The 25,747-nt window shown below is 67.9% G+C and carries 19 protein-coding genes and 1 pseudogene; 12 read left to right on the plus strand and 8 right to left on the minus strand.

Annotated features, from left to right (window positions below):
- A pseudogene (locus tag ABT078_RS25625) lies at positions 1–416 on the minus strand (sigma-70 family RNA polymerase sigma factor family protein); the annotation flags it as partial.
- 2,454 nt (positions 417–2,870) lie between these two features.
- On the opposite strand from ABT078_RS25625, the gene ABT078_RS25630 reads away from it, so the two are divergent.
- From ABT078_RS25630 to ABT078_RS25640, 3 genes are all read left to right on the plus strand, one after another.
- Positions 2,871–3,467 (plus strand): hypothetical protein, encoded by a 597-nt coding sequence (locus ABT078_RS25630; protein ID WP_351231544.1) that lies wholly within the window; start codon positions 2,871–2,873, stop codon positions 3,465–3,467.
- A 1,016-nt stretch (positions 3,468–4,483) separates the two neighbouring features.
- Positions 4,484–5,068, plus strand: a complete 585-nt coding sequence (locus tag ABT078_RS25635) for an alpha/beta fold hydrolase (protein WP_351231546.1) — start codon at positions 4,484–4,486, stop codon at positions 5,066–5,068.
- 807 nt (positions 5,069–5,875) lie between these two features.
- Entirely contained in the window at positions 5,876–6,472 is a 597-nt protein-coding gene (locus tag ABT078_RS25640; protein WP_351231548.1) for a MarR family winged helix-turn-helix transcriptional regulator, read from the plus strand.
- 129 nt (positions 6,473–6,601) lie between these two features.
- On the opposite strand, the gene ABT078_RS25645 is transcribed toward ABT078_RS25640, so the two are convergent.
- A complete protein-coding gene (locus ABT078_RS25645) occupies positions 6,602–6,946 on the minus strand; it encodes a hypothetical protein (RefSeq protein WP_351231550.1) in 345 nt (114 codons plus the stop codon).
- Between the two features lie 1,105 nt (positions 6,947–8,051).
- Here ABT078_RS25645 and ABT078_RS25650 point away from each other — a divergent pair.
- Entirely contained in the window at positions 8,052–8,381 is a 330-nt protein-coding gene (locus ABT078_RS25650) for a hypothetical protein (RefSeq protein WP_351231552.1), read from the plus strand.
- A gap of 251 nt (positions 8,382–8,632) precedes the next feature.
- Here ABT078_RS25650 and ABT078_RS25655 read toward each other — a convergent pair whose 3' ends face one another.
- From ABT078_RS25655 to ABT078_RS25670, 4 genes are all read right to left on the minus strand, one after another.
- A complete protein-coding gene (locus ABT078_RS25655; protein WP_351231554.1) occupies positions 8,633–9,988 on the minus strand; it encodes an NAD(P)/FAD-dependent oxidoreductase in 1,356 nt (451 codons plus the stop codon).
- A gap of 648 nt (positions 9,989–10,636) precedes the next feature.
- Entirely contained in the window at positions 10,637–10,954 is a 318-nt protein-coding gene (locus tag ABT078_RS25660) for a hypothetical protein (protein WP_351231556.1), read from the minus strand.
- 539 nt (positions 10,955–11,493) lie between these two features.
- Positions 11,494–11,907 (minus strand): SRPBCC family protein, encoded by a 414-nt coding sequence (locus ABT078_RS25665; RefSeq protein WP_351231558.1) that lies wholly within the window; start codon positions 11,905–11,907, stop codon positions 11,494–11,496.
- A 35-nt stretch (positions 11,908–11,942) separates the two neighbouring features.
- Positions 11,943–12,953, minus strand: a complete 1,011-nt coding sequence (locus tag ABT078_RS25670; protein ID WP_351231560.1) for an aldo/keto reductase — start codon at positions 12,951–12,953, stop codon at positions 11,943–11,945.
- 136 nt (positions 12,954–13,089) lie between these two features.
- Here ABT078_RS25670 and ABT078_RS25675 point away from each other — a divergent pair, with 136 nt between their 5' ends.
- Together ABT078_RS25675 and ABT078_RS25680 are read left to right on the plus strand one after the other, a co-directional pair.
- Positions 13,090–13,992, plus strand: a complete 903-nt coding sequence (locus ABT078_RS25675; RefSeq protein WP_351231562.1) for a LysR substrate-binding domain-containing protein — start codon at positions 13,090–13,092, stop codon at positions 13,990–13,992.
- A 368-nt stretch (positions 13,993–14,360) separates the two neighbouring features.
- Complete coding sequence (locus ABT078_RS25680) at positions 14,361–14,522, plus strand: hypothetical protein (RefSeq protein ID WP_351231564.1); 162 nt, start codon at positions 14,361–14,363, stop codon at positions 14,520–14,522.
- Between the two features lie 93 nt (positions 14,523–14,615).
- Here the strand turns inward: ABT078_RS25680 and ABT078_RS25685 are convergent, their stop codons facing one another.
- Complete coding sequence (locus ABT078_RS25685) at positions 14,616–15,284, minus strand: hypothetical protein (RefSeq protein WP_351231566.1); 669 nt, start codon at positions 15,282–15,284, stop codon at positions 14,616–14,618.
- A 1,495-nt stretch (positions 15,285–16,779) separates the two neighbouring features.
- Between ABT078_RS25685 and ABT078_RS25690 the strand changes: the two genes are divergently transcribed.
- Positions 16,780–17,472 (plus strand): lysophospholipid acyltransferase family protein, encoded by a 693-nt coding sequence (locus tag ABT078_RS25690; protein WP_351231568.1) that lies wholly within the window; start codon positions 16,780–16,782, stop codon positions 17,470–17,472.
- A gap of 158 nt (positions 17,473–17,630) precedes the next feature.
- Positions 17,631–19,799 (plus strand): SpoIIE family protein phosphatase, encoded by a 2,169-nt coding sequence (locus ABT078_RS25695; RefSeq protein ID WP_351231570.1) that lies wholly within the window; start codon positions 17,631–17,633, stop codon positions 19,797–19,799.
- A gap of 140 nt (positions 19,800–19,939) precedes the next feature.
- Here the strand turns inward: ABT078_RS25695 and ABT078_RS25700 are convergent, their stop codons facing one another.
- Positions 19,940–20,824, minus strand: coding sequence for an AraC family transcriptional regulator (locus tag ABT078_RS25700; protein WP_351231572.1), 885 nt, complete (start codon positions 20,822–20,824; stop codon positions 19,940–19,942).
- Positions 20,825–21,001: 177 nt separating this feature from the next.
- Here ABT078_RS25700 and ABT078_RS25705 point away from each other — a divergent pair, with 177 nt between their 5' ends.
- From ABT078_RS25705 to ABT078_RS25720, 4 genes are all read left to right on the plus strand, one after another.
- Positions 21,002–21,763, plus strand: a complete 762-nt coding sequence (locus ABT078_RS25705) for an SDR family NAD(P)-dependent oxidoreductase (RefSeq protein WP_351231574.1) — start codon at positions 21,002–21,004, stop codon at positions 21,761–21,763.
- Positions 21,764–22,036: 273 nt separating this feature from the next.
- Positions 22,037–22,339 carry a hypothetical protein gene (locus tag ABT078_RS25710; RefSeq protein WP_351231576.1) on the plus strand — a complete coding sequence of 101 codons (303 nt, stop codon included), beginning with the start codon at positions 22,037–22,039 and terminating at the stop codon, positions 22,337–22,339.
- A gap of 599 nt (positions 22,340–22,938) precedes the next feature.
- Positions 22,939–24,399 carry a PQQ-binding-like beta-propeller repeat protein gene (locus ABT078_RS25715; RefSeq protein ID WP_351231578.1) on the plus strand — a complete coding sequence of 487 codons (1,461 nt, stop codon included), beginning with the start codon at positions 22,939–22,941 and terminating at the stop codon, positions 24,397–24,399.
- 389 nt (positions 24,400–24,788) lie between these two features.
- Positions 24,789–25,583 (plus strand): SDR family NAD(P)-dependent oxidoreductase, encoded by a 795-nt coding sequence (locus tag ABT078_RS25720; RefSeq protein ID WP_351231580.1) that lies wholly within the window; start codon positions 24,789–24,791, stop codon positions 25,581–25,583.
- Positions 25,584–25,747: the final 164 nt, after the last annotated feature.

Genomic DNA, 25,747 nt, shown 5'->3' on the forward strand with positions numbered 1-25,747 from the left:
CTGCGGCGCGCGCGGTCGGCCGGCTCGGGGTACTCCGGCTCCGGCGCCACCCCGAAGACATCATTGAGCACGAACGCCGCCCGCTCGGCCGGAGACAGGGAATTCGCACTGAGCAGAACCTCACTGATCTCCTCCTCCAGACTGTTGTGGTGCTCCTCGACCGCACGGGCCTCCCCGCGGCCGGGCGGGACCAGCCGGGCCAGACAGATGCCGCCGGCGACCCTCGCCAGCCAGGAACGGGGCGCCGCGATCTGCGCCCGCACCGGATCGGACAGCTCGTACCACCGCCGGTAGGTCTCATCAATGACGCCCTCGGCCTCACTCCTGCTGCCCAGCATCCAGCAGGCGACATCCAGCAGATGCCGCCGCTCATCGAGCAGCTCCGCGACCGGCACCCCATGATCGGTCTGTTCCATACGGCGTCCTCCCTCTGGCACGGCACCACACAACGCAGCCGCCCCGCAGCCATCCAGATGACCGGTCTGTGCAGGACGGTTGGCGGCGCTACTCTTCGACAGTGCGGGAGCATGTGTCGCAACGCTCCATCCTGTGTGCGAGGACACCATAACCATTCCCCGCTCACAGCTTGCGGATGCTGGAGCGGGCAAGGCGGCAGTCCTCTCAGTACGGTGTCGGCATCACCAAGTGGCCGTGACCACAGCCGGGTTTCGGCTACGTATGCGGCCGTAAGGCCCGCTGGCCACGTTCCCTCTGCGGGTTCCAGCCCACTGGTTCGCCGGGTGAGGATGCGGTCCGGCAGGCCCCGGGCTTGTCCGGGACCAGCCCGTACAACGGCCTTCCGGCAAGCGTTCGGACGATGTGACGCACCGGCGACGACCACGCCGGCCGGCAGGTCGCAGCACCACGAAAAGAACAGATTCCTGGCAAGCCAGTGGTCATCGACCGTGAGCGTGGAAGAGAGCGCATCCATGTCGTTTGCCCGTGCGCGGAACGACGGTTGCGGCCTGCATCTTCCCGGCGCGGAGCCTCTACTCAGACTCCTCTGCCTGGCAGAAGCATCCGACAACACCGGATCTCGCGCACGGCATCCTCATTCTCTGTCGGCTCAACAGCTAGACCTGACAGACGCAGATGTTGTGACATCGCCTTCCGGATATCGCCGGGCCGGAGTCCGGACCACTCCGCCCTGACCCGACGACAGCAGAAGGTGTCCCGGGCGGGACCGATCAGAGGCCGCCCCGCCCCGTCGTGTCGGCAGCTGCCGAGGCGTCGGATGGCATGGTCACCTCAACGCATGCACGGGCTGCTTCCAGGCGCGGAAGTCTGCGACCTGTCCGTTCCTGTTGCCCGCAGGATCGGCCAAGTCCCACATCGTCATGCCTTTGATCCAGAACCCTCGCCGCTCCTGGTTCTGCGCAGCCCGTGACAGCCGTCAGCGAAGCCGCGTTCGCGTGCAGGCCGCGACGTCCTTTGCGGCGGGCACAGGTGCCCGCCGGTCAAGGTCGGGGACGTCCCAGCGGCAGTTCAGCGAGGCCGGCGCGGCCCGCCGCGGGAACAGTCCCGGCAGAGCGACCGGCCGCTGCCTTGACCAGCGCCGAGACACCGTCGCAGAGGACGGCAGCCGGCCGGCCGTCGCGGCAGCCGTTCGATGAGGTCTTCGTTCAATCGCGTTCGCCGCATACGCAGACGCAGCGCCCGATGCGCGGCTGTCACAACTCCCGCAGCTGTTCGGTCAATTCGGGTGTGGCTTGGGCGATGTCCGTACCAGCCCCGCCGACAGGAAGGGAGCAAGCATGTCAAAAGCCCGGAACGACCGATGCTCCGATGCATCCGTGCGGTACCTGCTCATTGGCATCCGGGCGGGCCTGGCATCCGCATCTCTCGATCCCAGGCGTCGGCCACAGCCGCCCGAGGCCGCCGCCTGCATGTCTGTTCGGCGACGCGGGTGCCGACTCCCGCGGAGCGGCCCGTGCTGATGCGATGTCTCACAGCCCGCTCGCGACACCGACCGTGCGCCGTGCGCGGTGGGGTACGGCCACGCCGCGCGGTCTCCCCCTGCCGCTCCGCACACACTCCGGTACCGCACGACTCCCGGCTTGAGCCGAAGAAGGACGCATAATGCCCCGAGACCCTGACATACACTCCGATCCTGCCTCCGCCAGTGTGTCTCTGGCAGCCGAGGCTGCCCTCCTCGAGGCTCGTATACGCATGCTTCACGAGGCACTCGACACTGTCAACGCGGGCATCAAGGCGGTCTCCGACACCCTGCACCAACTTCACCGCCCGCCATCCCCCGCCAACGCCACGGATGGTGAGGACCATGGTGGTGCGTCCGGCCGGGACGACGCCGCCCTCCCCCACACGACGCGTGCAGAGAGGGGTTGAAACACTCCCTGCGTGTCGGCCCTGACGGGACTGCGCCTTGCCCTCTGCGGGTGACGGGGCTCGGCGCTGTGCGACCGGTGGGCGGTGTCAGCGGCCCACTGGTCGGGATTTGATTGCACCGGGCAGGGCCGCCGCGGCGCGCCTGGTCGGAAGGCAGCGGGCATCCCCCTCATTCGCCCTTGGTGGTCGAGTTCGCAGGTCGCTCATACCCGTTGCGTTTCCGTCGAACGGTGGCAACAATTGATGAGAGACAGTTTGTTGTCTCATACATCCACCGAAGTGTCTTCAATGTGCTCGGCAGATCGGTCGTTCTCCCGGCTCCCCGGCGACAGCACCGTGTTCCGGGTTCCATGATTCAGTGCACCCGACCTCTTCGGCACCCATGTGATCCACCTGATTCATCTGTATTCCGGAGTGCGGTACTGCATATGATGTCCGGGGGTACCCATCCCGGCGTCCGGGCCGAGCGGCACAGGTGAGCCGACAGGGGACGCAAGAAGAAGGGTTGAGGATGAGAGGAACACATGGTCTCTGTAACCCGCGCGGCGCATAACATTGAAATCACCGCTGAAAGTCTCCAGGAGGACCTGGCCCGCCTGGAGGTCCAGAAGCTGGCGCTGGAGAGGGAGCTGGCTGCAGTCGTAGCCCATCTCGGCTCCGTCCAGCGGGCCCTGAGTGCCCTCGAGGTCCTGATGCTCGACACAGCGGGCGCGGTCGCGGCGGACACCACCAGTGCTGCGGCTGCAGGACCGGACAGGGCACCGGCGCCTGCGCAACTGCAGCCGGACATGGCCTCCTCGTCCTCCGCAGACGTCGCGTCGAAGACGGAACCACAGGTTCAGAGACCCGAGAGCCGGCAGGACACCAAGAAGCCTGCTTCCTCGGGAGCCTCCACCGACGCTGACAGGCAGAAGCAGTACGGCAAGCTCACCGAGCAGATCCTGGAGTACTTCGCCGCCGTCGGCGATGCGGATGTGCGTGCCCGGGATGTGGCCGCATCTCTCGGCCGCGACACCGACAGTGGGAGCATCAACGCGGTCCGGAGCACGCTCGATCGTCTGGTCGGCACTTCCCGTATCCGCCGAACCGGCAGGGGCCTCTACCGCGCCCAGCGCTCCTAGCCCCCTCGGATCGTCCTGCCCTACCAGCGGGAAAGCGGCCCTTCCCGCCGGCCGAGTACGCATGCGCCGCACAGCGTCGGCGATGCCCCGTATGAACACGAGGCGGCCGGCGCCGTCCCCGGTGTTCGGATCTGGGGGAATGCGGCTGTGACCTCGACTGGCTGATCGGCGCGGACGCGGCCCGGTGGCACCGCACGCAGCGGGCTCGCGGGATCGGGCGGCCGACGGATCGGCCGACCATGCGCCCGGGTGGTCCGCGCCGCAGATCGCCACGGTTCGCTGCTCCTCGATCCGGTCGGGCCCAGTCCCCGTCGACCCTGGACCAGTAGAAGTGCGCCGCCCGCGCGTGGTCTCCCCGGAGCACCCGATGCCCCGAAACGCCGTGAGACAGTGCAGCCGGCTCAAGGGGCGAGGCGTGCTCTGTGCCGGGCTCCGGGCGCCACTGGCGGGGGATCCGGTGGCGCCCGGAACACTCCACCTGCTCGGCTCTAGGAGAGCAGGTGTCAACGCATTGCGGACGCCTTCACGGGGGATCGTGTCGTATGGCGTCCGAAACGCTGTGAGTCAGCCTATCAAAGCTTTCCTCCACGTCACACACGCGCACAGCTGCCGGCGAGCAAGGTGTCAAGACAGTGTTATTTCTTCCGCTGATCGCAGTGCGCTGCCCATGGCCTGCTGTAACTCGACCATCGTACGGCGCGAAGCCGAAGGAGACGGGCGCCAGTTGCTTGCGTGCGATCGCCCAGCTCCCACAGGTCGGCTAGATAATGACAAAGCATCACAATGTCTTGAGTGGTCACTGTTCTTGGTACAGCATCTCGACGGTGTGAACACCACGCCTGAGCCCATGGCTCACCCCCGTCGAAGACACTGCGTCGCCCCTCTCCCCCAGCACTCACACGATCGCCGTCCGGCACGGATCGTCGCTCATCCGACAGCGATACCGCGTCGCCGGCACCGGCCCGGTGTGCATTGCCCACTCGGGTGGACCCGGCATCAGCTGGGAATATCTGCGCATGCCTCTGCTGGAACGCAGTCTGACCATGGTGTATGTCGAGCCTGTCGGCACTGGCGCAACCGGTTTCCTGCCCGATCCTCGCGAATACACCCTGGCCACTTACACCCATTTCCTGCACGCTGTGATCGAGCACCTCGCGCTGCCGGACACCGCACTGCTCGGCCACTCGCACGGAGGGTTCGTCGCCCAGCGTTACGCTCTCGATCACCCGGAGCGTGTCGCAGCTCTGGTCCTGTACGACACGTCGCCGGTGACGGACGAGGGGTTCTGGTCGGCCGCACTCGCCAACCTGGAGCGATTCGTGAGGCGCCACATCGACGACCACCCCGAGGTGGCCGGTTACGTCGCCGCGCTCACCACACGACACGACCAGCCACTGACGACGGCACGACTGCCGTACTGCGCACGACCATGCCTGCCTACCTCTACGACTACTGGGGCCGCGAGGAGGAGTTCGGGCCCGCCCGCCGGTCGCTGCGGATGTATGCCGCGCCCACCCGAGGCGAAGGTCCCCCCTTCGACGTCCGCGACGAGCTGTCCGCCATCACAGCGCCCCCACGTTGGTACTGGTCGGAAAGGATGACTTCATCTGCGGTCCGCATTGGGCACGGATGATCCACCAGGGCATCCCCCAATGCACAGCTCGTGGTCCTGGACGAGACGGGCCACATGGCGCACCTGGAGCGCCCGGAGGAATTCAGCGCCACGGTAACTCCGTTGGCAAATGGACAGGGCGGACATCCTGGCTCTGACTCTGGCTGGGAGCGGATCACTTGACCTGCGGTCCGTGAGTCATAGCGACCCCCATGGCCAGCGGTTCGTCCCTTTCCCAACGGAGTCCACGGTGACCGGGGTTCCTCGCACAGAGGCGCGAGGACCCCCAGTGAGCCTGGAGGGAAGCCTCCGACCTCACGGTCGCCGGCGCTCAACTGGGCAGGCGGGCAACGGCGGCTGGGCACAGCCGCGCCTGTGGAGCTGCCTCGCCGACCTCGGCCGTCAGGGGCGATACCGACCGGCAGGTGCCTGGCTCTGTCAGTCGGTGCGCGGCATGCCCGAACAACGCCGGTCATCGTGCTCCGTACGGGGGCAAGCCAGGCCGTGGCCCCGCTCGGCAGTCGGCGGACGCCGATCGTCCTGCTTCCCGGGGACCCGCCACGAACAACCGGTCCGCATCTGCTGGTACGGCGGCGCGAGTGCCGTGCGCAAGCGCTGACCGTACGAGTCCCACGAGGCCCATGGGTACGGTGAACGCTTGGCACGGCCGAGTCCCATCAGGTGCCTTCCCGGCTCGACGGACAAGCGACGACACTGAGTCGTGTGACCGTCCGCGAAGAGTGAAACAGTGTCACATGTTAGCAGTGCCGGTCTTCGTAGCCTCCATGCCGTCCTGATGACTCACACGGGAAGCAGCCCTGTTTTCGACGGCGCCGCGCTCTACACTGATCAAACTATGGATACAGATTTCGATCCCGATCCGGGTGGCGGCGACAGCGTGGATGCCATGCTGGAGCGATGGGGGCGTCTGTGGCCTGAGCTGGATGTCTCGTCAACTGCCGTGATCGCGCGACTGTTTCGTGCGGCACGGCTGACCGAGGAGCTGTTCGAGGCCCAGCTGCGGCGCCATGAGGGCAGGGCCATCGCCAACCTGGGGGACTTCGATCTGCTGCAGACACTGCGCCGGACAGAACCTCCCTATACGCTGACGCCCGGACAGCTCAAGCAGTCCCTGATCGTCTCCTCGGCCGGACTCAGTGGTCGCCTCAACCGGCTGGAGCGTGAGGGCTGGATCAACCGCACCACGTCTCCCGACGATCGGCGCAGTTCACTTGTCAGCCTGACGGAAGAGGGGCGGGAGCACTTCGACCATTGTATGGAGGGCCAGGTCGCCCTGGAGCAGAAACTGCTGTCCGTACTGGAGCCCGAGGAGCGGGCCACCGTTGCCCGCGTCCTGCGTAAGCTGCTGCTCAGCCTGGAAAAGTCGCCGTGAGCTGACCCAGGGCAGTCGCGGCAGCCGATTCCGCTGCACGCCTGCCTGCTGCGCCCATCTGTCTGCGGCCGTGAAGGGTGGCCCGGCGTACCGCGCCGCTCGAGTACTGTCCCGCGCCGGTCTGCTCGATCAGCCGGCGGTACCGAGGACAATCGCGATACACAGGCCGAGCATCAGCGTGGTGATACAGGTCGTCGCGACATAGATGCCCCGGCGCAGCTGTGCATAGCGCTCGGCAAATTGTCCCTCCACGGCCGTGAAGTGGTCGGTGATGTGCTGCTTCATCTTCCGGGATACGCGCATCTGCTCCTCTACGTACCACCGCTCGATCTCGGCTCTCTGCCCCTCACTCAGCCCGGTCACGCGTGCGGCGAGCTCGGCCGCCCGGCCGTGAGCGGTAGAGCGGTGGGCTTCCCAGTACAGGAATCCTTCGATGTCGGTGAGGCCGCACGCGGCCTCGTTACTGGCGTCCACAGGGGTCCTCCAGGCAGGATAAGAATCGCCTATGTGCACCGTGGTGCAAGGCGCATCACGACGGATTGCGGCGTTGGCAGCAGTGTCGGGGACCACTCGGGCACGACAGCAACCCGGCAGAGGACACACGCTGTGACCAGCCAGGCACGCCGCGCATGAACCATGCGTGGCGTTACCGCCTCGGCACTCTCCCTTCGTGGAGCACCGGATCAATTACAGAATCCAGCATATCTCGCTCGCGAGAGAAGTGGAGGCTGGGGTTGACCCAGCCTGGGAAGGGCTGCCCTGGCACGGTCCACCTGACCTGCCGCCCGCACACGGGCGCATCGGCGGCCGGCCGCGGCCGCGTGCCCGACGCTCCTGGATTGATCGGCAGTCGTGTGATGGCACCCGCAGCCATGTCGCACGTGCGCGTCGGCGGAATCACTGCCTGTTGACAGGGCCCTGCTGATCGTGGTCTTGCGAGGCGCGCACCTCCCGCTGCCACCGTGACGCAGTGATGAGGTGCGGCCCCGGTGCCACCTGGACCGCAGCATGAGGACACCGGTCTCGATGCCGTGGTCATACGTGTGCGGGCTGCCCGGTCGTTGTTGCGAAGCCCGCATCCTGCCCTTGCGGCAGATGGGGATGTGCGGCCCTTCTCCCAAGGGCTACCTCAACGTCGGGCAAAGGGTTTCCCATGAAGGTCGTTGTGATCGACGGCAGCGCACCCATCGGCATCGAGACCGCCACCCGGGTCAGGGAAACGCGGCCACGAGGCCGTCCTCGGCGCTGTCCGTCGTCGGCGTCGAACGCCTGCAGAACGGCGGCTATTCGTGCTGGCCATCCGGGCACTACTCCTTCTCCGCCCTCGACTCAATGAATCATCCAGTATGCCTGACTCGATCTACTTTGACGGAGAGGGATCCGTTCCGGCTCGGCCCATTCATCCGCGTCGGCTTCACCGCCACGAGCGACTTCCGCCGCGTGTCCGCCGACCACTTCAGTCCCCGCTTCGGCGCCCGCCTCCACCACGGCGACCTTCTTTGCTGCACTCGGGTGAGGGAAGCCCGTGCGACATGGCCAGTGTCCGTTCACTACCCTCGCTCCGGGAAAGGAGCTGGGCATGGCACTCGTGAAGAAGGGTTCGCGGCGCATCACCGTCGACGGCACCACCTACCGCTGGAGGCTTCGCGGCAGGCCGACCTACGACCAGGGGCTGGTCCGGTCTCCCCTCGCCTATGCGGTTGAACACGCCAAGACTCCCGGCACCACACTGGTGGTGACGACCAACCAGCCACACCCGAGCAACTGGTTCGGCACGCAGGCCGACGCCGTCCTGCCCTCCGACGTTGCTGACAGCATTCGCACCGCTCGCGCCGACGGATGGGCTCCCGAGCGTTCCCGCTCGCCATTCCATCTCGACCAGTCGGAGGGCTTCGTCTCCTCCCACTGACTCGTCCCGCGCAGAAGGACTCACCGACTGCGTGATCGGTGAGTCCTTCTGCTTTCCCCCCACACGTCCCAGTTGGCTCACGGAGTGCACCAACTGGGACGAAGATCAGCAATGGGAAGATTCAAGACCAGCGCCGCCAGTTTCCATGCCGACTGCTCGCACGCGTGCCGACGCGGCGGCTCATGCGCGAGCCGCACCCGACTCCGCCCGAAGTGCCAGAAGTCAACTGAGGCTGTGCCTCCACCACGCTTTCAGGCGGCCGTGTGATCGTTCACCCGGGTCTTGTCGGGACGCCACGGATTGCCGCTGGTGACAAATGCGTCCCTCGGGTGCTGCACGGCGGCGAGCGAGACCAGGTCCCGACCGAACAGGGCTGCGGTGAGCCAGACGGTGAGCACGCGGACCTTCCGCTCCCAGGTGGGCACGGCCAGCACGTGATAACCCCTGTGCATCAGCCAGGCGGGGAAACCCTTGATGACGATTCCCTTGTACTGGAAGATGCCTCGCCCGAGGCCCAACGTGGCCACCACCCCGAGACCGCTGTGACGGTAGTCCCGGACCTTGCCTCCGCGCAGGCTGGCTGTGATGTTCTTCGCCAGGCGCTTGCCCTGTCGCACCGCGTGCTGAGCGTTCGGCACCGTACGCGCCCCCGCCCCGGGCGATGCCAGGTCAGGCACAGCCGCATCGTCTCCAGCCGCCCACACATCCGGAACCGGATCACTGTCCGTGCCCACCCGGAGATCGGCCCGGGCCACGAGCAGGCCACGCTCGTCGACCGGCAGGTCCGTGTGGTTGTGCACGACAGGATTCGAGGCGTTGCCGGCCGTCCAGACGATCAGGGCCGAATCGAACGCCTCTCCGCTCGAGAGCACGACGTGCCCGTCCTCGGCGGAGATGAGTTGACTGTTGAGGTGCACGTGCGCGCCACGGCGTTCGAGGGATCGCGCCACCCAGGCACCGGGCTTGTCGCTCACCTCGGGAAGAATGCGGTTCCGAGCCTCCACCAAGTGGAAGGACAAGCCCTCGAACTTCAGTTCCGGATAGGACTTCAGCATCGCGGCCGCCAGCGACAGCAGTTCGCCGAAGCCCTCGACACCGGAGAACCCTCCGCCCACGAACGTGACGGTGAGCAGCTTTTGCCGCTCGGCGCCAGGTGGCAGTGACGCCGCCTGGTCGAACGCGGTGAGAAGCCGGTCACGAATGGCCACCGCCTCCTCCACGTGCTTCAGTCCGATGGCCTGCTGCGCCAGACCGGGTATGGGGAAGGTGCGGGTCACAGCACCGGCGGTGACTACGAGGATGTCGTAGCGGAGTTCGTAGTCGGCTCCGTTCACGGGTCGGACGGTGACCGTCCGGTCCGCGTTGCGGATCTCGGTCACGGTCCCCGCGATCAGGCGGGTACTGCGCAGGTGCCGCCGCATCGACACGGCAGCGTGGCGTGCCTCGATCGATCCGGCAGTCACCTCGGGCAGGAAAGGCTGGTAGGTCATGTACGGACGCGGGTCCACGATCGTGACCCGCGCCTCATCCGTCCGCAGGGCCTTCTCGAGGCCCCACGCAGTGTAGAAGCCCGCGTGGCCACCACCGACGATCAGGATCTCACGCATGTTTCCCTCTGTTTGTTGTCTCTCAGCAGATAGACAAGACAGAGCCTGGCGTTGTGACAGGCGAGGCCTGGACTCGACCCCGATCTTCGGCAGGGCCTATGCCGCTGAAGCCAAGGTAGTTGACGGGGTTTCGAGTGCCGTCACGTCATCGACGGGGCAGCGCTGCACACAGGCAATGCGCAAAGGTCCGCCACGCATGCACGCTGATGTCCGGCGGCAGAAACGGGCGCGCCAGTGGAAGCAACCACAACCCGCAGCGTGGCGCGTGCACGCATGGGATCGGGCCTGGCGGTGACGGTCCTTCTGCTGTCTTTCGGCGGCTACGGGTCGGCCAGGGCAGGGGGAGACCCCGAAGGCACACCGATCGTGCTCGGGCCTGCTGTCCAGGATCGCCGGCTTCGACCTCCTGCCCGCACTGCGCGAGGAGCGAGCCCCGTTGTGACCGAGCCCCCTGTGACTGGGATTCGGGCCATAGAAGAGCGCTGGGTATATGCGGCGAGCCGGACTGGTCGCGTCGTGGACGCGGTCCCAGGCGGGGAAGTCCGTCGACTTCGCCCGCCGCTTGACGCCGTTGTCGACCCGGACAGGACCGCGTCGATCATCTACCGATGGCAGTAGCCTTCCGGGCTGCCCGCCTCGGCCCTCCAGTCATCCCGGCCCGAGCAGGGCAGCACGGATCTCGGCCCACTCGGCGTCGGTCATGTTCGGCGGATACCGGCGCCGCCGCCCCGGCCGGTCGCCCGCGTTCCCGTACACATGCGCGAGACAACCACAATGCGAGGCAGTGGAGTTGGACGGCGCGGGGGCACCGGCAGGGACGACTGCGGCAACAGGGAAACGGCAGTGCGCCCGCTCGGCTTCCCGCTCAGTACGGGCGCTCTCGGACACGCGCAGCCCGTTGCACCCGTCGAGCCCGGCCTCCCCGCTCACCTGCACCTGCACCTGCACCTGCACCTGCATCGACACGGTCTGCAACCTGACTGAAAGGGACGATAGTTGAGCGTCCGATACGGGGTGCATCGCCGCCGGGCATGGACGGCGGTTCGCCCTGACGACGAACCGCCTACCCCAGCCCTCTCCGCAGGGCTCCGATTCCTCCCCGGCCTGAAAGCCAGGACACCCTCGAAGGTTCCAGGTGACCGTGGATCCGGGCGTGCGGCCTTTGAAGCCCATGAGCCACTTGTCCGCTGGGCCGGCACTCGTGGTCGAGTGATCACCGCTGTGCGGTCACCCATACATTCCACTTCGCGTGGGCGCCGTGGAGATCAGACCTTGTTGTGAAGTCGGCCTGTGGGCACGAAGCCGGCATGTGGGCACGAGCCCGTAGGCCGGTTCGCGGTGTGTATTCGTCCCCCGCGCAACTGGGTCGCCCGTGTACGCACGGCAGCGCGAGTCTCCTCACACGGTCGACTCGTGCCCGCCTCGCCGGCGAGCCGCGCTCGCCGAACTCGGTATCACACCGGTGTGACGCCGCCGCGGTGTCCGGGCCTGCGCCCCGCCCGTGGTCAGGCGCCGAGCGTGCTCTTCAGTGCGGCCAGGCCTTGGGTGTAGATGTCGTGGAACAGGGTGACCGCCTCTTCCTGGCTCGTTCCTGCCGGTGTGAAGGTGCCTGACCATTCCACTCGGGACCGTGCGCCGGCCACCTCCTTCACGGTGAGGGTGGAGCGGTAGGCGGTGACGGGGAACGGGGCCTGAAGGATCGAATACGTGTAAGTCCGTGCCTCGTTGTCGAATGCTTCGAGGCGTTCGACGATGACGTCGCCTTCCTCGTTGGTGAGGCTGCGGACGCGGCCGCCCTCGCTGAGTGTGCTGTCGGCAATGTAGGGCAGCCAGTCGGGCAGGGAGCCGAAGCCGCCCATGAGCTGCCAGACGCGGTCGGGGGTGACGGCGATGTCGATGCCGGCGGTGGTCTTTGCCATGGTTGTCTCCCGAGCAGGGTGGGTGTGAGGTGGGGTCAGGCGGTGGGTACGGGGGCGTCCTTGGCGATCAGGCCTTGTGTGCGCAGCGCCGTCCAGAAGGCGGCCGGAACGGTCTCGTCGAGTGCGGCGACGTCCTCGGTGATGCGGCTCGGCCGGGTGGCACCGGGTACGGCTGCGGCGATGGCGGGGTGGGCGAGGGAGAACTGCAGGGCAGCTGCCTTGATGCTCAGGCCGTGCCGGCTCGCGAGGGCCTTGATGCGCTCCACCTTGGCGATGATCGAGGCAGGCGCCTTCTGGTACTCGAAGTGTCGGCCCCCGGCCAGGACGCCGGAACTGTACGGCCCGCCGACGACGATGTCGACGTTCTGCTCCCGGGCGGCCGGCAGCAGCCGCTGCAGGGCGCGCTCGTGGTCGAGGAGCGTGTAGCGGCCGGCGAGGAGGAACGCGTCCGGCTTCGACTCGTCGAGGTCGAGCGTCAGCTCCAGGGGTTCGACCCGGTTGACGCCGAGGCCCCAGGCTTTGATGACGCCTTCGTCGCGCAGCTTCTGCAGGACCCGGAAGGCGCCGGTGCGGGCGGTCTCGTAGGCGGCCAGCCATTGGTCGCCGTAGAAGTCCTGCGCGACGTCGTGCACCCACACGATGTCGAGGCGGTCGGTCCTCAGTCGCTCGAGGCTGTCCTCGATGGAGCGCAGAGTGGCGTCGGCCGAGTAGTCATTGACGATCTTGTTGGGGCGTCCGTGCTCGAACAGTCCGCCCTTCTCGCCCAGGTCGCGGGTCGAGGGATCCTCGGTTTCGTCGAGGATGACGCGGCCGACCTTGGTGCTCAGGACGTACTCGGCGCGGGGGCGGCCTGCCAGCGCCTCGCCCAGGCGAATCTCGGACAGGCCCGCGCCATAGAACGGGGCGGTGTCGAAGTAGCGGATGCCGTTGTCCCAGGCGGCTTCGACGGTGGCCGCCGCTTCCTGGTCGGGGATGGCCCGGAACATGTTTCCCAGCGGTGCGGTGCCGAAGCCGAGGCGGCCGGGCAGGAATGACGCGATGGACACGGTGCAGATCCTTTTCATCCGATATGCGGTAGGCAATCATTTTGTGGTTCGTTTGTCCGACGGGTTCGAGAGTAGGATCGGCACTTGAGACTGTCCAAGACTTGCTTGGACACACTTGAGTCCCCCGAGGTCTTAGATGCTTGACCTGCGACAACTCCGCTACTTCGTGGCCGTCGCCGAGACGGAGCACGTCGGCCGGGCGGCCGAGCGGCTGCACATCTCCCAGTCACCGCTCAGCCGGCAGATCGCGCAGTTGGAGAAGAACCTGGGCCTGGTCCTGTTCGAGCGCGGCCAGCAAAGGATCCGGCTCACCCGGGACGGCGACGTCTTCCTGGCCGAAGCCCGCGCACTGCTGCGGCACGCGGACCGCCTGGAGAACCTGGGCCGCCGACTGGGCCGCGGCGAAGAAGGCGGCCTGTGCATCGGCTACGTCGCCGACGCCATGCACACCGGCATCCTGCCCGGGGCCCTGCGCGCACTGCACGACGAGCGCCCCGGCATCCACGTCGCGCTGTACAGCCTGCCCCCCGCCGAGCAGTTCGAAGGCCTGCGCCAGCGCAGCCTCGACATCGCGCTCGTCCAAGAACCCCCGACCACGGACGACCCCGACCTGCTGTCCGCGCCCCTGCTCCAGGACCCGTTGCTCCTTGCCCTGCCCTCGCGGCATCCACTCGTCGGCAGTGATGAAGTGACACCCGCGGACCTCGACGGCCAGCCGTGGATCGCGATCGAGAACCCCCAGGACCCCGCCTGGCGGGATGCCTTCATCGCCTCGTGCACCGCTGCCGGCTTCACGCCTGACATCCGTCTGGAGGCCACCGAGCCGCTGATCGCGCTCGGCCTTGTCGCCTCCGGGCTCGGGATCGCGCTCGTGCAGAAGAGCATGATCCGCGCAACGACCGAGGACGTCGCGGTGCGCGAACTCGACTGGCACGACCGGTCCGTACAACTGTGGGCAGCATGGCACCGCATCGATCTGCGGCCCGTCGTGGCATCGTTCCGCACCACCGTGCTGCGCACCAGCCGCAGCCCCGGCTGACCCACTCCGTGCGGCCGCCGCCCGGGCCGCACCCCGGCCGTGTTCGAGGCCGGGCCCTTCGGCGACGCCCTTCGACGGTGGCACGAGCGCGATACGGCAGCCGCCGCCTGCCCGCCGAACACCCACCCCCACCCCCAGCCCCAGCCCCAGCGCGATACTCCCGGGAAGCCGTCATCGGCCGGCGCTGCAACGCGGACACCTCACCGTGCGGCGCCCCTGGCGCGCAGGGCAGGGCCCGGTCATGGCCGCCGACAGTCCCGTCCGGCTCATCTCCTTGCGAACCCGGGCAGCGCCCCGACGAGATCCCGGGCACGCGGAAGAGCGGACGGGCCGGCTTCAACAGCGCCGGTCCACAGGGGCCGTACGACGTGAGCGCGGAGAGGCATGAGCGCGGAGAAAGGCATGTCAAGGCTCGCCAGTACGTCGCCGACCTCGTCGACGCCGGAAGCTGTCTGACCGTGCGCGGCCTCACGACGACGCAGCGTCCGACGACCGGGCTGTACGAAGCCGCGGAGAAGTGGAGAAGATGACGCCCTCGAACCGACCGGCAGAGTTCCGTGACCGTCGGGACCGGCCGGGGCTGCTGCCAGGCGAACGTGTGCAGTCATCACGCCGAGGGGCGGTCAACCGGTGCGTACCGCCGTCACGGTGAAGCGTTCGACCTCGGCAACGTGCCCGCCGGTGGATGCGACGACCGTGAGCACCGGATCACGGGCGCCGGAGAAGGACACCGTGACGTTCCAGGGCTGGTCGTTGCCGCCGGCGGGAGTGCAGCACGGGGAGGTACCCAACGGCGTTGCGGACGACGGCTGGCGCACCTGGACGCGGATGGTCTCGTCCACTCCGGAGATCCGGCCTCCGGTGACCAGCGGGGAGCGTACGAGCGACCCGTACGCGGGTTTGGTCAGGGAGAACGTCGTGTCGTCGGTGCCCACGACCTCCCACGGGGCGTCGGGGCCGGCGCCGAACCGCACCAGGTGGATCACTGCTGCGGTGCCGCTCTCAGGCCCCGTCGGCGCGACCCCGATACGGGCGTGCCGACCGCTGACCGTGCGTTTGGAGACCCGGTCGATCTCCTTGAAGCCCAGGTAGTCACGGGTGAAGGCCAGCGCGGTCTGGTCAGGGTCGAGATGCCAGGGCTGGTGGCCGCTGGAGCGGTAGGCACGCTCCCACGCCTGCGCTTGGGCGAGCGTCGAGAACGGCCACACCGCCTGCAGGCTCCAGGAGCCGAGCGGCGGTGTCCCCTGAGGGGTGGACGTGGATGTGGGCGTGGCCGGTGTCTGCGTGGCCACCGGGACGGGTGTCGACGGTTCCTGGGATCCGGGCGTCGTGTGCGACTGCGTCGGCGCAGGCGTCCCCGCTACGGCAGGTGGCGGTCCCGAGGCACTCGGGGACCCGCCAGAACTGCTGCATGCGGTGAGCATCAGGCCGGTCACGGTCAATGCAGTGAAGAACCGGAACGGGAGCCAGATGTTCATAGACGCCCCAGACAAGATGGAATCGACCGCTGAGCGGCCCGTCCGGCCATCGTGCCACCAGTCCCGTCCCCGTCACAGAGGCCGTGCCGGACAACTCGATCGTCTTCGTCGTCGCCGTCAACGACGAGAATCCCCTCAGCGCACCCACGTCGCCCAACGCCGTATCAACCACGCAGCCACATCGGCCACATCAACCGCGGACGACAGACCACCGCCGGCATCGCACCCCATCGAGACGGACCAGCTCACCCGGCCGCAGCGGACCGCACTCGTCGGCCCCGACGTGGCCCGGGCACAACACCGCATCTCCATCCGACCACGTGCGACGTGAGGCCTCCACCATCTGCTCGACGGTCTTCGTAACCGTTGTCGTGAGCGGTCCTCGAATGCTCCCCTCCCTGAAGGGAGGGGGATCTGGTTCTACGAACGCAAGCAACACCCGCGCGTCCTGCGCCGACACATCGAGACGGTCATCGACGAGGTCGGCGAGGAGGAACACATCAAGCTCGGGGCCCCGGTCGGCAACAAGCGCTCAGGCGCGGCCACGCTGACACCGGAACAGGTCGAGCAACTAGGGACGGCCTGGAGGACGCTGCAGCCGACGGCATCCTGCAGGACGAAGAGACCGCTCCGCGTCCGTACCACGGACCTCTCTGCCGCCACCCCATCGTCCCCACCCCACACATGCAAGATCACTGAAGAGCCGTGAGTACACCGCGCTCCCCCTGCCGCCGACAACCGGCTTCGACTCCGCACGCCTGCGCCGTGGCGACCCGGCCGGACCCAGGTTCCCCGCCCGGATGTTCGCACGCAACGTGGCGTAGGCGTCCACGACCGTCTTCACCGTGCGGACGGCCGGTTGGGCAGCAAGCCCGGACTCCGCCTTCAGACGCGCGTAGACCAGCTTCTGCAACTCATTACGGGACGTGATGCCCCTCTCCCACGCGACCCCCGATACGGCGTCAGCCGCTCGGTCGCACGCGCGCAGGGTCTTCGCCAAAGCCGCCGCCACATCCGGCGACGGCAACAGCTTCACCTGCACCACGACCTTCACCCCTTCAACCTGACCGTCACCACTGACAACAGCCAAAAGTGCAGGTCACGACAGACACGGAGGGAATCCGCCGCTTCGCGGCTCCGCGCCGAGCACCCATTCCTCCCCGCCCTGAAGGACGGGGCGTCCTGAGAGAATTCAGGTGAAAGCATCCACGTGCCGGTGACCGAGTACCGGACCCGGGGCGGGGAGGATCTGACCTGTCAGTCCAACACGGATGTTTCGGAAACCGATGAGGCAGTGGGGAGCCGCCCCGTGATCTACTACGTGCTCAGGTACGTCCTTCTGGGGCCGCTGCTACGGCTGCTGTTCCGGCCGCGCACCGAGGGGCTTGAGCACGTTCCGGCGGAGGGCGCGGCGATCGTCGCCGGGAATCACCTGTCCTTCGCGGACCCCCTTTTCATGCCCGCGGTCCTGAAACGGCGCATCACGTTCCTGGCCAAGGTGGAGTACTTCACGGCCCCGGGCCTCACAGGCCGGTTGACCGCGTCGTTCCTCCGCAGTGCCGGGCAGATTCCGGTGGACAGGTCGGGCAGGGCCGCGGGGCAGGCGGCGATCCAGGAGGGGCTGGGGATGCTGGCGAAGGGAAAGCTGCTCGCCATCTACCCGGAGGGCACGCGCTCCCCTGACGGCCGGTTGTACAAGGGCAAGGTCGGGGTCGCGCTGATGGCGCTGGCCGCGCAGGTGCCGGTGATTCCGTGCGCGATGGTGGGGACGTTCGAGATCAGGCCTCCGGGCCGGGTCCTGCCGAGGATCCGGCCGGTCGCGATCCGTTTCGGGGAACCGCTGGAGTTCTCGCGCTTCGCGGGGATGGAGCCCGACAGGACGGTCCTGCGGGCCGTCACCGACGAGATCATGTACGCGATCCTGGGGCTGTCCGGGCAGGAGTACGTCGACCGGTACGCGGCCGATGTGAAGGCCGGACAGGCGAAGGGGCGGCGGGGCTGAGACCCGGCAGTCGGACGGGACGGCATGGATGCTGCGGGTCCGCAGCACCTGTCGATGCACGCATGCACAGCGCCCCGCCATCCCGCCTGACGTGCTCGTATTCCGCCAGCCGCCTACGATGCTGGTATTGGATATGTGTCAGCGAATCGGTGCAGTCGATGGCCAGTGACAGCGATCTGGAACCGGCTGCCGTCCGCAGCCTGCTGGATCGGACGCTGGCCGGGATGGCAGAGGATCTGGGCGCGCATGCGGCGGCGCTCATACTCCTCGAGCCCGGCGGCGAGGTCCTCACCCTGGACACGAGCGTGGGGATGCCCCCCGAATACGTCGGGCCGCATCACCGGGTTCGCGTGGCTGCGGGAGCGTCGGATCCGGTGATGGAGGCGATCCACGAGCAGCACCTGGTGTGGATCACCTCTGGCGAAGACCTCGCCCGCCGTTACCCCCACCGCGCCTTGGTCTTTCCCTACCCACGTGCTGCGGCAATCGCTCCCATTGCCGACGGCTCCACTGTGTGGGGTGCCCTGGTGCTGACCCTGTCCTGCGAGACGTCACCAGGTCTCGACGTCCACCAACGCCGACGGCTGGCCACCACGGCACGCTGCATCGCCTGGATCCTGCAGGGCGCAGCAGACGCCGGACAACGTCTGCTCCCCGGCTCGGAGCCGCGCTTCCTGCCGCTCACGCCCGCCGAGCCCGCGGTGCCGGGCCAGGCCCAGGCCGCGGTGGACTTTGTCGCCCCGCTCCCCGAGGGGGGCTGCCGGCTCGACCCGCGCGGGCGGATCACCTTCCTCGACCCCACCGCGGCCGACCTCCTGGGCGACAGCATCCCGCGTCTGGTGGGCGTCACACTGTGGGAGGCAGTCCCATGGCTGGACGATCTGGTCTGCGCGCACCGGCATCAGGCCGCCCTCGCCGGCCAGGAGCCGATCTCCTACACAGCCGAGCAGCCCCCCGACGGCCGACAGCTGATGTTCAACCTGTACCCCGACCGCACCGGCGTGAGCGTGCGCATCACTTCCACCGACAGCATCCGGCGCCCGGGGGAACTGAGCCTCGTCGGTGTCGACGCGAGGGCCGGCCCCGCCCGCCTGGACGCCCTCTACCATCTGATGCACCTGTCCAGCGCCCTGGCCGAAGCCCCCTCCGTCCGGGAAGTGGTGGACCAGGTCGCCGAGCACCTCCTGCCGGCCCTGCAGGCGCAGGCCTTCGCGCTCGTCCTCGCGGAAGCCGGACGAGTGCGGATCGTCGGCCACCACGGATTCCCGCCCGAGCAGATCAGCGCCATCGACCGGGTCCGTCTCACTGCGACCGAGCGCGCCGTCCCAGGCCTGAGTGCAGAAGTACCGACCTGGCCCCTCACCGAGGGGGTGCCGTCATTCTTCGCCGACCGGGAAGAGCTGCGCGCCGTCTATCCCGAAGGGGCCGACATCGACGACGGCTTGGGCGCGTGGGCGTGGCTTCCGCTCGTAGTGTCCGGACAGCACATCGGCCTCTGCGTGATCGGCTACACCCGGCCCCACACCTTCGCCTTGGAGGAACGCACGGGCCTCATTTCCCTCGGCGCCGTGCTTGCGCAAGCCCTTGACCGAGCGCGGCAGTACGACGTCAATCAGCACATCGCCGAAGGCCTTCAAACCGCGCTGCTGCCTCGCACCCTGCCCCGACTCCCCTGCCTGGACGTGGCCGCCCGCTACCTGCCCGGCAGCCACGGCATGGACATCGGCGGCGACTTCTACGACCTGATACGCCTGTCGGAGAACGAGGTCGCTGCCGTCATCGGAGACGTTCAGGGCCACAACGTGACGGCTGCCGGCTTCATGGGCCAGGTCCGTACGGCCATCCACGCCTACGCCGTGGCCGGCGCACCACCCGGAGAGGTTCTCCGCCACACCAACGTCCTGATCGCCGACCTCGACCCCGACCTCCTCACCAGCTGCCTGTACGCGCACATCGACCTCACCGGCTACAGCGCCCAACTGGCCACCGCCGGCCACTGCCAGCCACTCCTGCGCCGTCCCGATCTCCACACCCGCGTCCTCGACGTGCCACCGGGCCCGCTGCTTGGAGCCGACCCCCATGCCACCTACCCCACCGCCCAGGTGGCCCTGCCCCCCGGCAGTCTCCTGGCTCTGTACACCGACGGACTCGTCGAAGTGCCCGGCACCGACTACGACGCCAATCTCGCCGAACTCGCCGCTGTGCTCTCCCGCCCCACCGATTCCCTCGAAGAACTTGCGGCTACGCTGCTCGACCAGGCTCAGCCGTCGGGCGACCGCACCGACGACACCGCGTTCCTGCTCCTCAGCATGGGCGCACAGGCCTGACCGACGGTCCTTCGCTGCCGGGCGGGCGAAAGTCTTCGGCAATCCACCGGAGATTGATCCGCCGGAAGCGGCGCGCAGCTGTAGCGACAGCGGTGGCGGCGTGACCTGCCGAAACACATTGATTTGCCGTGGTGAACGCTTCAGAACGCTCCCGATGTGTGCAAGCGGGTGGCGTCCTCGCTGGGTGACGTGCCGAAGAGCCGACGGTACTCGCGGCTGAACTGGGAAGGGCTGTCGTAGCCCACGCTGTAGCACGCCCCCGCGACGTCCTTGGGGTGCGTGGCCAGCAGGAGCCGCGCCTCCTGGAGCCGGATCTGCTTCTGGAACTGGATGGGACTCATTGCCGTGACGGCCTGAAAGTGGCGGTAGAAGGCGGACGTACTCATGCCGATCAGTTGCGCCAGGTCCTCCACCCGGAACGACTTCGCGTAGTTCTCGCGGATCCATCGCACGGCCCGGGCGATGTGGGAGAGGTTACTGTCGGCAAGACCGAACTGCCGGATGGTCGCGCCCTGGTCACCCGTGATCAGCCGCCAGAGAATCTCCCGCTTGACGAGCGGTGCCAGCACGTCGATGTCGGGCGGATGATCCAGCAGGCGCAGGAGCCGCACCACGGCGTCGAGAAGCTCGTCCGGGGCGTCGCTCACGACCATGCCAGGTGGCACGGTGACACTCCGCTGCACGGCGCCGGGAGCCGCCTGCAGCAGCGTCTCAGCGATGGCCGACGATTGCAGCATCAGGCCGAAACCCAATGCCGGCCGCTCCCGGCTTGCCTCGGTGAATTGGCCGGTGACCGGTAGGTCTACCGACGTCACGAGATACTGCCCGGCACGGTATTCGTACACGCGCTCACCCAGGGCAAGGTGTTTGGCACCTTGTGCGATCAGTGCCATGACCGTTCCGGTCATGGACACCGACGGTGGGGTGGGCTCCTCCACGCGACAGATCAGTACGCCGTCGATTTCAGTGGTCCAGTCGGGCCGAGCGTGACGGGCCAGCAACGTGCGGAGCTCGTCCAGAAGCATGACTTGATTGAAGCACCCCCTGAACGCTCGAGGCCAGCGCACCTCCCCCCGGAATGCAGGATTGTGCAAGGAAGAAAGAGGATCTTTCTTTTATCGACGCTGTTCAAGGCTCTTTCATGGAGGAGTCACATTCCCGCGTGGAGCTCGACGGCTCCACTCATGTGTAGGAGGCACTTCATGAAGGTCGCGATTGTCACCGGCGGTAGCTCGGGAATCGGGCAGAGCGCGGCGATACAGATCGCCAAGCGGGGGGTGGGAGTGATCCTGACCTATGGCGCCAACCGGCAAGGTGGCCTGGACGCGGTGGCGGCGATCGAGAAGGAGGGGGCCACAGCCGTCGCGCTGCCGCTGGACGTCGGCCGGAGCGGCGATTTTCCGGCCTTCCGCGATTCCGTCGTCGACGTTCTGCGTGACACCTGGCAGCGTGACACTTTTGACTACTTGGTCAACAACGCCGGTTTCGGGCAGAGTTCGTTGTTCGAGGACACGACGGAGGAACTGTTCGACCAGCTCATGCGGGTCCTGCTCAAGGGGCCGTACTTCCTGACGCAGAGGCTGCTGCCGCTGATGACGGACGGCGGGGCCATCGTCAACACGACCAGCAATTCCGCGTCGCTGGCGTCCGGGCTGGAGCCGGGCTACTCGGCCTACGCGACGATGAAAGGCGGCCTCATCGTGCTGACCCGCTACATGGCCAGGGAGTTCAGCAAGCGAGGTATCCGCGTCAACGCCGTCGCGCCGGGTCCGACCGCCACCCGAATCTCCGGCAACGCGTTCGAGCGGTTCCCCGAGGTGATTCCACCCATCGTGGCGAAGACCGCGCTCGGCCGGGTCGGCGAATCCGATGACATCGGCATGGTGATCGCCGGTCTGCTCTCCGAAGAGAGCCGCTGGATCACTGCGCAGAACATCGACGTGGACGGCGGCTACAACCTCTGAGCCGGCAGTCACCGGCATCGGACCACTCGGCGCACCCGGTCTTCGGGCCGCGCACCCGAAGGGATTTCACCAGCCCGCGCCGACGGTGTTCTCTGCCGGATCGTCACGGTCGACTCCACAGCCGTCCGCGCGCACCGGCCGGCCCGGGCCCTGGTGCGCGAACGACGACCGGCCGGCGCCATCCCACGACAGTCCAGCAGTGAGCCGTCCTGGCTACCGCCACCACAAGACGGCTGCCGAGCGCAGAACAGGCGATTGAGGAGAGCAATTGCGATGCGTGCCAACGTCGACCAGCAGGACCGGACCAGGTCCGTCTCCCCCTGGAGCCGCTGGTTCGTAGGATTGCGGTTCAGTGACTACCGGGGCGCTGTGGGTGAGCACTACTACGTCGTCGGCGAGGCGGCTGACGCCGACGACGCGGTGGCGATCGCGCTGCTCCGGGCGGCGGCCGCGCACGAGTGTGCGGCGAGGAAGAACGCCGGAATCGACGGGGTCGTGGTGCGCCGCCTGCGATGGAACCCCTTGGGATGGGCGTATCTCGGAGCGCCCCATGTGCGCTCGGGAGCCACCGCCTGAGCCCGGGTCGCAGCGACGGACCGCCACAGTCGGTCACCGCCGGTTCCCCGTCCCGCGGGCAGCGCTTCCCGCATCGGATTCCCACCGCGCCTTGCACAACCATGCGGCCCGTCACACGAGCCGAACCACTACGACGGAGGTGCGCCGTCGTAGTGGATCAACAAGGCAATGCCGTGGCACAGAGCCGTTGCCCCTCGATGAGCGTCATCCCTTCTTTCGCCCGGTGATCGCATCCTTCGAGGTCGGCGGCCACTCGAGGGACGGCCGGCCCGGCGTCGCCGCGCCCGGCCGCCGCACTGATCAATTGGTGCCCGCCGCTCGCCGAGCCCGGGTTGTCCTCTCGCTCCGATCTCGCCCCACCCCGGTCCCGCCTGGTGGAAGGATGGGCCCACTGATCGGGCCAGGGGGCACGAATGACTCATCCGTTGATCGTTCGCCGTGTACTCGGTGACCGTCCTTTCGCCGAGGTCGGCGAGCCGCGAACCGCCGCGGAGGAACCTCGCCACGGCCACATCGTCGTGGGCGGGGACATCGGGTTGATCCGATGGCCGTCGTCGGGGAGAGCTGCTATCGACAGATGGCCTCAGTACCGGGTCGGCGTGTACCGGTCCGACGACCTGAGTTGCCGCCACCTGCACGACTCCTACTGGCCGGTGAACTCGATCGACTTCCATCCGTCTCTCCCACTGGTGGCCGTCGGAACCGGCCGTTACGACGGCAGCTGGGATTTCGACGGTGAACTGCTCCTGGTGGACCTGGAGTCGGGGACGGTGACGACGGCGCTCGAAGAACGCCGCGAGGTGCTGGCCGCCGAGTGGCTGGACGACCGGAGGCTGCGGCTCCTGGTGTCCCCGGAGGACCGCGACTCCGACCACGCCTTCACCCATGCCTTCGAGATCGTGATCGAGCGTGAGGACTGGTCCGCGGTGGCGGACCGCACGGTCGGGTACGGCGAGTTGATCGGTCCGAAGGTGCGGCGGGTGCACCCCCCGGATGCGGAACAGGCCCGCGATCTCCTGAGGGATCGCAGCGTCGGCGCGGCGGCCGGCTGGACGATGCGCCGGCAGGTGCGGGCGGCGCAGATGCTGGACGACGGGCGGGTGCTGGCCGCGCTCCAGGGGGCGCGACTGGAATGCTGGCTGCCCTCCGGCGAGCTGCAGTGGGCGGTTCCGGATCTCGACGGCGGGCAGGAGATCCATGTCTGCGCCGACCAGCGCTCGGCCTGGGTGCACGTGCGGCACACCGGGCGCCTCACGGAGTCGGGCTGGCGGCGAGCCGGCAACCTGGTCCAGCGCATATCCCTTGACAACGGGCATTCCCTCGAAGAGTTCGATCCCGGCCACGCCGTGACGTTCACCTCCGGCCGCGACGGCTGGCTCGCCGTCCGGGCGGCCTGGCCCGCGCGGGACCAGGGGCAGACGGTTCTCCTCACGCCCGACAACACGGAGGCGGCACGTTTCACTCTGCCGAACCACGACTTCTTCGCCGTCCGACGCGGCAGCGAACCTCTGTTCGTCCAGCACGCCAAGGGACCGTCCGCGGAGCGTCAACGAGTCGTCGCCATCGCCTTGGAGGAGACGGACGGCAGCCCGTCAGTCCGTCGGCTCTTCCCCCTGGACTGGGACGGCGATCGCACCATGCACCTGTTCGCCGGCCCGGGTACCCAGGTGAGCAGCGACGCACTGGTATACGCGGCCACCCTCCACGACCACCGCGGCCTGCTCTCACAGATCTCGTTCGTGGTTCGGCGCCGCCTTCCGGACGGCGCACCGCAGTGGGTGTACGGAACGGACCATCCGGTCACGGCCCTGGACGCCGACGAGGACACCGTCTTCGCCGCCTACCGATCCGGGGAGATCGTGGCACTCGACGCCGGGAACGGCAGGCCGCGCTGGCAACGGGCTCTTCATGTCTCGAGCCGGCCGGTCGTGCCCTTGTCGCTCACGGTTCCCCGTGCCGGCAGGCTCCTGATCGGGACGGTGGACGGACGGATCCTGGACTGTGAGACCGCGACAGGGCCCGGCGCCGGACGCCCGGGTGCCGCCTCACCGGGCCCGTGACCACGGCGAACGGGGCAACTCCCGCAGCACGATCCGAGGTACTCGCCCTGGACCGGCCGGACCTGACCCCGACAAGCTCAACGCCTCGAACCGCCACTCGGCAACGACTGGGGCGTCATGTGTGCGGTCTGGGCGATCCCCATCGCCGTCGCAGACCCCCGTCGAGGTGGTCCCCTCCAAGAACTCGCCACGGAAGTGGCCCTCCGCTTTCCCTCCACGACCGCGCCGGGCCGCTCCCCCAGCTCTTCCACCAGGCCCGTTGAGCCGGACACCGGGAGTCACCCGAACTGCCCCACCCCAGGGTTTCCGGACATGATCGGGGACTCCGAGGAGAAGAAGTGCCGTGACGACCTGTTGGCCGCCGAACCTTCGTCGGGAAAGGAAAAGACATGCGCCTGGACCTCACGGGGCGGACCGCGTTGGTGACGGGATCCACCCAAGGCATCGGAGCCGCGATCGCGGCCGGACTCGCGCGAGCCGGCGCCCGGGTGGGAGTCAACGGACGCGACCAGGGCAGGGTCGAGGAGTCCATCAAGCACCTCAAGGCCACGGTGCCGGACGGCGACTTCCTTCCGGTGGCTGCTGACGTCGCGTCCGAGAAGGGCGCCGTCGACGCCCGGGAAGCCCTGCCGGACGTCGACATCCTCATCAACAATCTCGGCATCTTCGGCGCCAAGGACCCGTTGGACATCACGGACGACGAATGGCGACGCTACTTCGAGGTGAACGTGCTGGCCGCCGTCCGTCTCACCCGTTCGTACCTGCCGCAGATGATCCAACGGGGGTGGGGCCGGATCCAGTACATCGCCAGCGACTCCGCAGTGGTGATCCCCGCCGAAATGATCCACTACGGCGTGTCGAAGACCGCCCTGCTCGCGGTCGGCCGCGGCTTCGCCAAGCAGGCCTCAGGTACCGGTGTCACGGTGAATTCCGTCATCGCCGGCCCCACTCACACCGCCGGTGTGGAGGACTTCGTGTACCAACTCGTCGACCGCGACCTTCCGTGGGACGAGGCGCAGCGAGCCTTCATGCGAGAGCACCGGCCACAGTCGCTGTTGGAGCGTCTGATCGAACCCGAAGAAATCGCCAACATGGTGGTGTACCTGAGCTCCGACCTGGCGTCCGCCACCACGGGCGGCGCACTTCGGGTCGATGGAGGGTACGTCGACTCCATCCTCCCGTAGGGGGCTTTCCGATCACCGGCTCGTTGGTCCTGTCGTGAGGGACGGGGAGATTTCCGATGCCGCGTGGGCGGTCATCGCGCCGTCGTTGCCGCCTGCTGCGGCGACTTCGTAGTCCTTTCGCTGACCGGACAACGAGCGGAACAGGCCCGTGAGTTGGCGGCGAG

Origin of the sequence: Streptomyces sp. NPDC002133 (assembly GCF_040296405.1) — a bacterium.
In the GTDB taxonomy this organism is placed as follows: domain Bacteria; phylum Actinomycetota; class Actinomycetes; order Streptomycetales; family Streptomycetaceae; genus Streptomyces.